Origin of the sequence: Bacteroides sp. An19, assembly GCF_002160215.1 — a bacterium.
GTDB lineage: Bacteria > Bacteroidota > Bacteroidia > Bacteroidales > Bacteroidaceae > Phocaeicola > Phocaeicola intestinalis.
Genome location: NZ_NFKD01000048.1, coordinates 22,418 through 34,399 on the forward strand (window position 1 = coordinate 22,418; position 11,982 = coordinate 34,399).

General features: G+C 51.7%; 7 protein-coding genes, 2 tRNA genes and 1 pseudogene. 6 read left to right on the plus strand and 4 right to left on the minus strand.

What is annotated here, in order from left to right; genetic code table 11:
• Window positions 1-35: 35 nt before the first annotated feature.
• From B5F25_RS15340 to B5F25_RS15360, 5 genes and pseudogenes are all read left to right on the plus strand, one after another.
• Window positions 36-3,560: a SusC/RagA family TonB-linked outer membrane protein gene (locus tag B5F25_RS15340; protein WP_162614433.1), complete on the plus strand. Its 3,525-nt coding sequence runs from the start codon at window positions 36-38 to the stop codon at window positions 3,558-3,560.
• 39 nt (window positions 3,561-3,599) lie between these two features.
• Window positions 3,600-5,057, plus strand: coding sequence for a RagB/SusD family nutrient uptake outer membrane protein (locus B5F25_RS15345; RefSeq protein ID WP_087250530.1), 1,458 nt, complete (start codon window positions 3,600-3,602; stop codon window positions 5,055-5,057).
• Between the two features lie 101 nt (window positions 5,058-5,158).
• Complete coding sequence (locus tag B5F25_RS15350; protein WP_087250532.1) at window positions 5,159-6,313, plus strand: TlpA disulfide reductase family protein; 1,155 nt, start codon at window positions 5,159-5,161, stop codon at window positions 6,311-6,313.
• A gap of 132 nt (window positions 6,314-6,445) precedes the next feature.
• Window positions 6,446-6,859: pseudogene (locus B5F25_RS15355) on the plus strand (TlpA disulfide reductase family protein); the annotation flags it as partial.
• A 27-nt stretch (window positions 6,860-6,886) separates the two neighbouring features.
• Window positions 6,887-8,824, plus strand: a complete 1,938-nt coding sequence (locus B5F25_RS15360; RefSeq protein WP_241148423.1) for a protein-disulfide reductase DsbD domain-containing protein — start codon at window positions 6,887-6,889, stop codon at window positions 8,822-8,824.
• 82 nt (window positions 8,825-8,906) lie between these two features.
• Here the strand turns inward: B5F25_RS15360 and B5F25_RS15365 are convergent, their stop codons facing one another.
• The 3 genes from B5F25_RS15365 to B5F25_RS15375 all read right to left on the minus strand — a co-directional run bounded on the left by B5F25_RS15365 (window position 8,907) and on the right by B5F25_RS15375 (window position 10,196).
• Window positions 8,907-9,833 (minus strand): magnesium transporter CorA family protein, encoded by a 927-nt coding sequence (locus B5F25_RS15365; protein ID WP_087209546.1) that lies wholly within the window; start codon window positions 9,831-9,833, stop codon window positions 8,907-8,909.
• Between the two features lie 189 nt (window positions 9,834-10,022).
• Window positions 10,023-10,096, minus strand: a tRNA-Asn gene (locus B5F25_RS15370).
• Between the two features lie 26 nt (window positions 10,097-10,122).
• Window positions 10,123-10,196: transfer RNA gene (locus tag B5F25_RS15375), tRNA-Asn, on the minus strand.
• 251 nt (window positions 10,197-10,447) lie between these two features.
• On the opposite strand from B5F25_RS15375, the gene B5F25_RS15380 reads away from it, so the two are divergent.
• Window positions 10,448-10,870, plus strand: coding sequence for a hypothetical protein (locus tag B5F25_RS15380; protein WP_087250536.1), 423 nt, complete (start codon window positions 10,448-10,450; stop codon window positions 10,868-10,870).
• Between the two features lie 140 nt (window positions 10,871-11,010).
• Here the strand turns inward: B5F25_RS15380 and B5F25_RS15385 are convergent, their stop codons facing one another.
• The gene (locus tag B5F25_RS15385; protein WP_022040236.1) at window positions 11,011-11,868 is read right to left on the minus strand and encodes an AraC family transcriptional regulator; all 858 of its coding nucleotides are present in this window, start codon (window positions 11,866-11,868) and stop codon (window positions 11,011-11,013) included.
• Between the last annotated feature and the right edge of the window lie 114 nt (window positions 11,869-11,982).

The following is an 11,982-nucleotide window of genomic DNA, read 5'->3' on the forward strand; positions in this document are numbered from 1 at the left end:
TAATATATATAGTGATAAAAAAGTAGAGAATGCTTATGAAACGAATCGTTAATTGTTTTTGTGCTTTGATGCTGGGAGGTGCTTTGGCTTTTCCGGCTTCGCTGCTGGCACAGGCGCTTTCTGTCCGCATCGAACGGGGAACGCTGGACCAGGCTTTCCAACAAATTATGCGGAACAGTGATATCCAGCTGGTGTATAACACCGATGTAGCTGCACATATCCGCTGTCGGGCGCAGGTGTTCCGGGAAAAGGATATTACCGAAATATTGGACGCATTGTTGGCTAATACTTCCTTGACTTATACAGAGAAAAACGGTATCTATACTATCGTTTCCAAACCGAAGACCTCCCAAGGTGCGCAGGCAAGGGCTGCCGTGTCGGGACAGGTGCTTGACGAAGGAGGAGAGCCGGTCATCGGTGCCTCGGTTTTGCTGAAAGGAACCCGTAAGGGTATGATTACCGATATGGACGGACGTTTTGCCATTCCGGGCGTGAGCGGCAGTAAGGCGACGGTGGTGATTTCTTTCTTGGGCAAGAAGACCATCGAGGCGGATGTGGAACCGGGTTCGAATACGGTCTTTACCCTGAAAGATGACGACACGATGTTGAATGAAGTGGTCGTGACCGGTTATCAGGACATTGCCAAGGAGAAAATGACAGGTTCGGTCGCCATTGTCCGCGCCGAAGATTTGCAGACTCGCTATACGCCGAATATCTTGAACAACCTGGAAGGTCGTGTGGCTGGTTTGAGCACGCAGGATGGCAAGATAACCATTCGTGGTACCAGTTCGTTGTATGCCGAGACCAATCCGTTGCTGGTAGTGGACGGCGTGCCTATCGAGGGAAGGATAGAAGACTTGAACCCTTACGACATCGAAAGTGTTAATGTCCTGAAGGATGCTGCCGCAACGGCCATTTACGGTGCGCGGGCTTCCAATGGTATCATTGTCATCACGACCAAGAGCGCGAAGGAGAAAGGGAAGATTGACATTGATTTTTCCACCAACCTGACCATTTGGGAAAAGAAAAACATGGATTATGCCGACAACTTCTACCTCACTCCCGAACAGCAGGTAGACATCGAGTCGGACTACTGGAATTATTATTTCTTCGATAACGACGGTGAAGTTGCCGACCCGTTGGAGAGTACGTATCAGACAATCGAGGGTGGATCGAGTGCCATCTCTCCCATTCAGTATGCTTATTACCGGCTGGCACAGGGCGAAATCACCAATCAGGAATTGAATGACTATTTGAATGGCTTGAAGAAGAACAATTTTGCCAAGGAATATGGCGACAACATCTACAAGCAGCAGATTCTGCAACAATACAACCTGTCGCTGCGCAGCCGTTCCGACAAGTTCCAGAGCAACTTGACGCTGAATTACAAGTTCGACAACAGCGGGCAGATTCATTCCGACAAGAGTTCGCTCAACATCAATTACAAGGGGAGCTACGACGTGGCTTCCTGGCTGACGGCCACTTTCAATATCAACGGCATCTATGACAAGAGTGTCGGTCCGGGTGAGGATTATAATTCGCAGCACACCAACCCGTGGGCGGTTCCTGCCTACGAACGGATGTACAACGACGATGGTTCCGCCAATCTGTTTTATTATTGGTATGATGGAAACCCTTATTGGAGCAGCAAGGGTGCCGAAGGTTTTCACGACCTGGGTGTGAACATCAAGGACGAATTTTATAACAACACGTTGACCACCCGCCGCCAGCATCTCCGTTATCACGGCGATTTGCTGTTCAAGATTATCAAGGGATTGACCGCCAATGCGCAGTTCATCTACGAGACCGACCGGACACAAGAAGATTGGTTTGCCAACGAGGCGAGCCACGCGGCACGCAGCATCCGCAATGCCTATACGCAGGTAGGAGCCGACGGGAAAGTCACCTACATGACGCCGGAGAACGGGGGCATGCTGCGTTCCACCAATACTTACGGACGTTATTGGACAGCCCGCGGACAGCTGAATTATGCCAATACCTTTGGCAAGCATTACGTGGCAGCCATTGCCGGTCTGGAGTTCCGCCAGACGAAGTCGAACGGTTCGAAAGCCCTCGTCCTGGGCTACGATGACCAGTTGCAGAACAGCTCCACGCACACGGTGGACTTCGGCACGATGAGCACGATGATATACAACAGCTACTACATGCAGCTGGCAGGCGGTTATCCCTCGCAGCAGTTTGTGTTCAATCCTTACTTCCGTGACGGCATGGGAGTGGTGATAGAGCAGTTCCACCGCTATGCTTCCGGCTATTTCACCCTGAGCTACACGTACGACGACCGTTACAATGTCTTCGGGTCGTTCCGCAAGGACTATGCCGATGTCTACGGGTTGAACGCCAAATACCGTGGCCGTCCGTTGTGGTCGGTCGGTGCGGGCTGGAACCTCCATCAGGAAGAGTTCCTGAAGCCGGTGGACTGGATTAACTTCTTGAAGCTGCGTGTTAGCTACGGTGTGACGGGTAACATCTACCAGGGCGCCACCAGCTATATGACCGCCACGTCGACCGAAGTGAACAAATATACCAATCTGCCCTACGGGTCGATAGAAAGCCCTGCCAATCCGAACCTGAAGTGGGAACGCAACACCACCACGAACGTCGGCGTCGACTTCTCGTTCTTCAACAACCGCCTGCAGGGGTCGCTGGACTTCTATAACAAGATGGGTACCGACATCTTCGCGCCGCGCCAGCTCGACCCGACCACCGGATTCACCTCGATGTACTACAACACGGCGAGCATCCGCAACCGCGGTATGGAACTGGCCCTCAGCTACAACTGGTTCGTGCCCCATCGCCGCCGTGCCTTCGGATGGACCACCAACTTCACGATGTCCTACAACAAGAACGTGGTGACCGACGTGCAGAACCCTGCCACTTCGGCCTACCAGCTTATCAATACCCCGTACATGACTGGTTATCCGTCCAGTGCCCTGTGGTCGTACCGCTTTGCGGGCATCAGTGACGTGCCGGGCGAGAAAGGACAGACGCTGTGGTACGTGGAAGACGGAGGAACCTCGCATACAGCGACTAGCCGTAGCATCAGCATCCTGGAATATTCCGGGCAGACCGAACCGAAGACCATCATGAGCATGGAAAACCGCTTTACATGGAATGGCTTCAGCCTGAGTGTGCTGATGGCCTACTACGGCGGGCACAAGATGCGTGCCTTGGCAGAAACCGAAACCCTCGGCGTGCCTTATCAGGCCCTTGCCAGCTATTTCGCCAATGCCTGGACGCCGGAACATCCCACCAACACGCCGGGCATCGGACGTTATAGCTCCACGCTTTTGGGTTCGGAACCGTCGTATAGCGACATCTCCGTGCGCGATGCCGATTTCTTGAAAATCCGCAACATCGTGTTCGGCTACGAGTTCCCGGCTTCGTGGATGCGCCACCTGGGCATCAACCGTCTTGTCCTCAGCTTCCAGATAGACAATCCCCACTACCTGTGGGTGAAGAACAAGGTGGGCGTCGACCCCGAGACCTTGGGCATCCGCCAGCCGAGCTCGTTCATCTTCGGACTGAACGTGAACCTGTGACAACTTGTGACAAACAGCTTGTGAAACCATAAAAAGACAATGAAAAAGATGAAAACGAAACACATACTCTATGGCTGCCTGCTGGGAGGGGCGATGCTCGTCAGCTCCTGCTCTGATTTTACCGACGTGCAGCCCAAAGGAAAGAACCTGCTTTCCACTACCACGCAGCTCGAAATGCTGCTCAACCGTCCCTATGAGATGAGTTCGGGCGACGGACCGCAATTCCTGGGCGATGTCATCACGACGTTGAACAACGTCCCGAATCTGCTGAGCCAGCCCACGCCGACGCGCACTTCCATCATCCTCGAGTGGGACGCATCGCTGCAGGACAAGCTGGCGGAACTGACCGCCAGTGATGATGAATATGACTCGTATTATGGCGTCATCGGCCAGGTGGCGAACCCCATCCTCTCGCACATCGACGCCGCCACGGGCGACCCGGCGGTGAAAAACCAGTTGCGCTGCGAGGCGTTGACCCTGCGCGCCTATTTCCATTACCTCGTGGTGAACAAGTTTGCCAAGGCATACAATCCCGCCACGGCTGCCGAAGACCCGGGCGTGCCCTACGTGCTCGAGACGCAGGACGTGGCGCAGCCCACGGTGAAGATGACCGTGCAGGAGGTGTACGACCACATCCTCGCCGACGTGCAGGAGGCCATCGACCTCGACGGGATGCCCACCGTGGCGATGAACCGCATGCGCATGAGCAAGCCTTGCGCCTATGCCGTCAAGGCACTGGCGCTGCTGAGCATGCAGCGGTTCGACGAAGCCGAAGAGGCGGCACGCCAGGCTCTTGCCCTCAACGGCACAGTGGACAACTACTACGAGATGCTGACCACTTCCGCCGACGCGACCGGCAATCCCTACAACGTGTTGCTCCGTCCGCAACTGGAGTGCCAGGAAGACATGTTCTTCACCTATTACATGGAGTACTTCGAAGCCCTGACCCCTGAGTCGATGGAGCGCTTCGAGCCGGGATATGCCACGCTGGAACTGATAGACACCGATAAAAAGATGTATGCCGGCACTATGCCAGGCATGGCGACTTCCATGCTGGGACTGGACGACCGTTACATCATGACCATGGACTTGAACTCGGGCTGGAACATGGCGGGGCTGAGGACCACGCAGATGTACCTCATCGTGGCCGAGGCGGAAATCCACAAGGGCAACTACGCCGAGGCGATGCATGCCCTCGACGCCATCCGCGTCAACCGCCTCGCGCCGGAGACTTACCAGCCGCTGGAAGGCACGGTGACCACCGAGGCCGACGCCATCCGTCACCTCAAGCAGGTGTCGCACGGCGAGAACATCTATTCGGTCTACAACTTCATCCATCGCAAGCGCTGGAACCAGGTGAGCGGCTGGGAAGAGACCTTCACCAAGACCTTGGCGGGCAACACCTACACGCTGACACCCGACTCGCCATTGTGGATATTCCCCTTTGGGCAGAATGTGCTGGCAAACAATCCGAATATCACGCAGAATTATAAATAAGCCGTTCTGTCGCCCTTAGGCTCCATTTCTGAGGGGCAGACGATTTGCCAACGATTGTTGGCGGTAAAGACAAGAGAAAAAACATAAAAAATAATTGTAACATGAAAACAAAACCTTTTTGGATGGCAGCCTTGGTGGGCTGCACGATGATGGTCGGTTGCGCTTCGCAGCCCGACAATCAGTTGAAACTGGATGGAACCATCAATGGGTACGAAGGCGAGTGGATTCACCTCGCCTATACCGTGCGCGATACCGTGCAAGTGACCGACAGCACACGCATAGCCGACGGCGCGTTCCGCTTCTCGCGGCCGATGGAAGTCCCTGTGGCGCAAGCCACGCTGTACATCGGCAATCCGATGGACTACCGCAACGTGAAATATGCCAGCCTGTTCATTGAGTCGGGCGAACTGACCGTTGCTATCGATACGGCCAATTTCTCGAAGCCGGAAGTAACAGGCTCTGCGGCGCAGGCGGAAAGCGACAGCCTGAATACTGTCCTCGACCCGCTTTACGCCTATGTTCAGGCAATGCGCGATTCGGTTTTAGGAAATGCATCTGCCGAGCGGAAGGCTTATTTCCAGAAACAACAGGAGATGTATGCCGACAGTGCGAAAGGCATTCAGCTGTCTTTTGTCAAGTCTCGTCCGCATTCGTTTGTGGCTCTCAGCTATTTGCCTTTCCTGATGGGAAACATGACGTATGATGAACTGAAGTCGATTTATGACAACATGGCTCCCGAAGTGAAACAATACGGGAATGTCGGGAGTGTCCGTGACGGATTGGCGGCATTGGAACGTGTGCAGCCAGGTAGGCCTGCTCCTCTTTTCCGTGCCGTGACCTGGAAGGGTGATTCCATCGGCATTGCCGACCTCAAGGGTAAATACGTTCTGCTTGACTTTTGGGCGACGTGGTGCGTGCCGTGTCGTAAGAGTTTCCCCCATGTGAAGGAACTCTACAAGAAATATCACGCGAAGGGATTGGAGGTGTTCTGTGTGGCAGACGATGACAGCAAGCCCGACACGTGGAAAGAAGTGATAGAGAAAGACGGCATTCAGGATTTCTATCATGTGTTGCGCGGTTTGAAATGGGACCGCAGCAAAGGCGTGGATGGCATGGATCATACCAACGACATTAGCGACCTCTATGCCATTCATTATTTGCCGACCAAGTACCTGATAGACAAAGATGGCAACATCATCGGCAAGTTCGAAGATGAGGCGTTGGATGCCAAATTGAAGGAAATTTTCGGAAATTAACCAAACAAACTATCAAACACGATGAGAAAAGAATTGTTTTTCGGCTTGATGCTGGTGTGTGCGTGCGCCTTTGCGCGGCCGGCCGGCGACGTTGCCTCCGGGATGGACGTCCGGATGGCACATGGGGCGACGCTCCAGACGGGCGCCGATGCCCCGGACTTCACGTTGAATGACTTGCATGGCAAGTCCCTGGCGCTTTCTTCGCTGCGGGGCAAGTATGTGGTGCTCGACTTCTGGGGCAGCTGGTGCGCGTGGTGCATCAAGGGTTTCCCCAAGATGAAGGAGGCCTACGCCAAGTACAAGGACAAGATGGAGATTGTCGGCATCGCCTGCCGCGACACGGAGAAGCGCTGGAAGGCGGCGGTGGAGAAACACCAGCTGCCGTGGCTCAACGTGCTGAACGAAGGCGACGTGGACGTGAGCGCGCTGTATGCCGTCGAGGGCTATCCGACGAAGGTCGTCATCAGCCCCGAGGGGAAAATCCTGAAGGTGGTGGTAGGCGAGAGCCCCGAGTTTTACACCTATTTGGAGGAATTGTTCAAGTGAGATGAAACGAAAAGACGTAGGATGAATATGAAACGGATTATTTTGTCGGCATTGCTTTGCGTGTTCGCGATGCAATGCGTGCTTGCCCAGGGCAAGCAGCCTGTGAGTGTGTTGTATGTGGGCGGTTCCCCCGAGCTGGATGTTGTCGGCGGCGTGGAAGTGGACAGCGCGACGTTGGCCCGGTCGGCACAAGCCCGCATGGCCTCTTTCGCCAAGTTCCTGAAGTCGCGCTTCCGCAAGGTGAAGGTGATTGACGCCAAGGAGTATCTCCCGTCGATGTCCGATGCATACGATGTGACGGTGTTCGACGGCAGGCCCCGCCCGATTCGTCCCGAAGTGCGCGAGTTTGACGCCCAGGGCAGAATCACCAAGTATGAGCCTGTGGCCTACCTGCCGGACGACTTCGACCGTGCCGCCCTCTGCATCGCCAACGCCAGCGAGGACATCGGGCGCAGCATCGGCACCAAGTGTGACTGGTTCTGCCTCTGCCTGGATGCGGACGCCTTGGGCTGGAAGAAGGACCATCCGATTTTCCAGGGACCTTTCAAGGTGAAGATTCAACCCGAGATGAAGCCCACGCCCCCGATGGCTTTCGAGTATGCCGAGATGGACGGCTACACGTTGCCCGCCGAGACGGAGATGTGGACGGTGCAGACCAAGTCGTACACCACCGACCGCTCCTACCGCATCGGCATGGTGAGCCGTCCCGAAGGTTTCCTCGACTCGCCGGAAGCGGAAGTCATCTCCAGCGGCGCATGTGCCAAGAGCATCGACGCCGTGGCCATCGGCCGTCACGGCAACTTCTTCCATTGGGGATTTTCCGCTTCGCCTGATTACCTGACCGAGGCGGGAAAGGCGGCCTTGGCGAATGCCATCGTCTACATATCGAAGTTCTCCGGCCAGCACATCATCGCCCGCAAGCTGGACGAGACCATCGCCACGCGCAAGTCTGTCGACCGCAGCAAGTTCTCGGCGTCGCGCAAGGCTTGGCAGGAATCCAACGAAGCACACCGGCGGTTCTATCAGTCGGTGGACAGTGTCAAGAAAGTGGCTTTAGCGAAACAGGAACAGGGCCAGGAACTGGATGCCACGGAGAAGATATACTTGTCCATGGACTCCCGGCAACCGAAGGAACCGACGTATGCCGAGTACATGAAGCAGCGTTTCCCTGCCCTTTATCACGTGTTCGGGGACGATGCCACGGAATATCAGCGCTATTTCGACAAGAACCGCGACTGGTTCCATCCCACTGCCGAGGGTTACGACCTGGATATCGATGAAGACGTGCGCACCTTGGGCATTGCCAACAATGACAAGCATCTGTTGGATTCTTGCATCACGATGCTCGAAAAAGGAGTGGAACCCGAACTGGCGACTCGCGTGTTGCACCGCTATACGTTGTGCCGTTTCGCTGCTCCTGCCGAATGGCGTGACTGGTATGACACCTATCGGGACAAACTCTTCTTTACCGAAGCCGGCGGCTGGTTGTGGCTGGTCGACACGCAAGACCATTCTGTTCCCGGAAACGATTACAGCGTGTTGAAAGCTGCCGGGCAGGACGAAGCGAAGAAACCGGCATTGGCGCAAGATACGGACGAGAAGAATCCTGTGGCTTTGTCGATGGACGTGGAGACCTTGGCAGATGGCAGCCGCGAGCTGGTGGTCCGGATGAAAGTGCATACCGGATATCATACCTATGCACAGGTATCGGAAGAAGACCCGTTCCTTCCGACAGAACTGGAGTTTTCGTTACCCGAAGGCTGTAAGCTGGAAGGCGACTTGATAACGCCTGCCTTTACGCAGCTGGGTGCCACGAAAACAACCATTTATACGGGTGATTGCCTTTTCCGTCAGAAAATAAGCGGTACGGGCAAAGGGGAAGTGAAGTGTACGGTCAGCTATCAATGCTGCGATAATTCAATCTGTTTCCCGCCCGCCAAGAAAACATTGACAGCTCAATTATAAAAAATGAAGAAAACACGGAGGCACGAAGACAGATTAGCATATTATTCTCCGTGTCTCTGTGCCTCTGTGTTCCATATAAGTCCTAAAACCATTTTATTTTCCGGAAAATGATAAATGCCATTGCCGAAAGCACAACCGACAGGCATATGATGAGGGAGAACGCATGTGGGACATGTTCTAAATGAATGTCGACATTCATGCCGTAAAAGCTGGCTATTAATGTAGGCACCATCAAGACAATAGACAGCGTAGTCATGCGCCTCATAATCGTGTTTACGTTATTTGATATGATAGAGGCAAAGGCATCCATTGTACCGGTAAGGATGTCGCTGTAGATATTTACCATGTTGCGTGCTTGCTTCAGTTCAATCAGTACGTCTTCGGTCAGTTCCTTGTTTTCACGGTCTTTGGTCTCGAAAATGTTCTGGAATTTGCTAATCATGACTTCGTTGCCCCGGATGGAGGTATTGAAATACACCAGGCTTTTTTGTAGATTCATCAGTCGTAGCAAATCTTCGTTACGGATGCTTCGCTCCAGTTCTTTTTCGGCACTGCTTACCTCATTATTGATTTGTTTCAGGTATTTCAGGAACCATACAGCCGAAGAATAGATAAGCCGTAGAATCAATTCATATTTATTGGGAACCTGAATTTGCTTGCGGCGTGTATGCTGGATGAAGTCTGGAATCATCTCGCTGGAGTGGTAGCACACAGATACGGTGATTTCATCGTTGGTGATGATGCCGATGGGAATAGTGCTGTAAGGCACTTTGCTGCTTTGTGTCTGTATCGGAATACGTACGATAATGAGCTGCCAGTTGCCTTCTGTATCTGTACGTGGCCGTTCGTCAGTGTCGGCGATATCATGTAGGAAGGCAGTTGGAACTTTCAGAGTTTCTGTCAGGAATTTGAAATCATCATCGGTAGGGCATTCTACGTTTACCCAGCATCCGGGAAGCCAGTTTTTCTTTTCTACAAATCCAGCTTCGCAGTAAAGGTATTTTCTCATGTGCTTTACTCCTTTCTTGTTTGGCTTTCATACAGGAGCAAGCATGAATCATCAGAGCGTTCATTCTCCGCTTGCTTCTGTAAAGAAGCGGTTAATAATTTCGGTATACGTTCGCGAGTTTGAATCGTCCATAATGATTTGTTTGTTAATGGTTATAAAAAAAGTTCGTCTTTCGAACGAACTTTTTTGCTCTTCAGGTTGGACTTGAACCAACGACCCTCTGATTAACAGTCAGATGCTCTAACCGACTGAGCTACTGAAGAATGAATGTTGTCTTCTTTTGTTTTTGCTCTTCAGGTTGGACTTGAACCAACGACCCTCTGATTAACAGTCAGATGCTCTAACCGACTGAGCTACTGAAGAGTGTTTTCCTTAATTGCGTGGCAAAGGTACAAGGTTATTTTGAATTATGCAACAACTTGGCCGAAAAAATATTATAAAGGAGGGCTTTTTTTGCATTTTAGGGAATTGATGGTATATAATTGTGCTAGCAACACGGTTAAATTGTGTCCAGTTGTATATGTTTATCGGGATGATGTGTTAGCTTTTCATTTCATCATTCTAAAGCATGTCGGGCTGTCTGTATGAGGTTGCGTTTGTAAGCAGCATTATATATGTGCACTGACGGAAAGTCTATTGTGGACAATTGTGAAGTCGACGTGTTGCGCGTCAGCTATGTAGGTTATGCCATTCAAGAAATTCCGGTTGCTTTGGGAAAGCAGATGCGGATCATTCTGGAAGAAGATATAGAAGTGTTGGATGAAGTGGTGGTGGTAGGCTACGGTACGCTGAAAAGAGTGAATTTGACTGGTGCCGTGTCGGTTGTTACTGCCGATGAGCTTGCCAGCAAGCCGGTCATGAGTACGGCGCAAGCGATTGCCGGATTGGCATCGGTGTACTATCAGTTTGAAACACGTACTTGGTCTCCTCATAACCGCTATTTCCTGATTCCGCAAAACGACATTAATGTCAATAAGAACTTGAAGCATATAGCTGCATCGGTTGTAAGATTAATAATCTTACAGCGTGAAGATTAATAATCTTTCGGTATGAAGATTAATAATCTTACAGGCAAGGCAGCCATGCGAATGGGATTGTCGGACTAAGCAAATGTTCTGGCTTGGCTTGGAAAAGCAACTGATTGACATATGAAGTGGAAGCTCCTTGGCACCGATTATTATCGGTAAATATGTCTGTACTCTTGTGGTGTCATGCCGGTCAGTTTTTTAAACAAGCGATTGAAGTAGGAATAATCATCAAAAGCCAGTCGGAAAGAAATTTCTTTTACAGATAATGCTTCCGTAATCAGGAGCAGTTGTGCCTTTTCTATTTTTTTCTGGTTGATGTACTGGAGCGGGGTCATGTTCATTTCACTTTTGAAAAGACGGATGAAATGGTCTTTCGACAGGCAGGCGTTTTCCACCAGTGTGTTCAGGCTGATTGTTTCACCGATGTGCCTGTGTATGTATAAGACGGCTTTTACGATGCGGTTGTCTTTGGTCTCTATTTTCGATTTCGCTTGTTTGAACAGGCGGGCGAGCAGCTGGAGCACAATGCCTCTCGATTCCACTTTGTCGCAAAAAGCGCGTTGCCTGTTTTTCATCAGGCTTTTCATCAGGGTAGGATTGTTGTCGTAGGTGGATGGATCGGACTTCTGCAAGCTCATGTGCGGGTTTATTTCGCATAAGCGTTCAAATAACTGCAATTCCCATTTCCCTGTTGGTATCTCGAACGGAAAGTCCCATAATTCCAGCCAGTCCTCATCTGATTTATGGTCGTCGTAAATATGCAAGTAGTAATGCACGAAACGCGAATTGCAGATATAGGTATGTCGTGTAAAAGCAGGGATGAAGTATAAATGGTTGGGGTGTAATGTATATATACCGTCTGCAAATTGTATTTTAGCCTCACCTTCGGTAACATAATATAAACGGCTGAAAGGGCTGCTCACGTTCTTCCAGTTCCAGTCAGCATCTTGTATGGCTAAGCCCACATTCAATACTAAGGGGTGCAATTGGTCTACTTGTAAACTCAGAAGCTGTTTTGAATTTATCGTGCGATGATTTGGGATGAGTTTTTGAGGCATTTTCGCTTCTGTGATGAGGAAGATAGCGGGCTATCTGACGAAGAACAGGAGCGAAAAAGACCA

What these genes read in the sequence shown, in the direction of transcription:
- B5F25_RS15340 (WP_162614433.1), top strand. Translation starts at nt 36, where the DNA reads ATGAAACGAATCGTTAATTGTTTTTGTGCTTTGATGCTGGGAGGTGCT.
- B5F25_RS15345 (WP_087250530.1), top strand. Translation starts at nt 3,600, where the DNA reads ATGAAAAAGATGAAAACGAAACACATACTCTATGGCTGCCTGCTGGGA.
- B5F25_RS15350 (WP_087250532.1), top strand. Translation starts at nt 5,159, where the DNA reads ATGAAAACAAAACCTTTTTGGATGGCAGCCTTGGTGGGCTGCACGATG.
- B5F25_RS15360 (WP_241148423.1), top strand. Translation starts at nt 6,887, where the DNA reads ATGAAACGGATTATTTTGTCGGCATTGCTTTGCGTGTTCGCGATGCAA.
- B5F25_RS15365 (WP_087209546.1), bottom strand. Translation starts at nt 9,833, where the DNA reads ATGAGAAAATACCTTTACTGCGAAGCTGGATTTGTAGAAAAGAAAAAC.
- B5F25_RS15380 (WP_087250536.1), top strand. Translation starts at nt 10,448, where the DNA reads ATGTGCACTGACGGAAAGTCTATTGTGGACAATTGTGAAGTCGACGTG.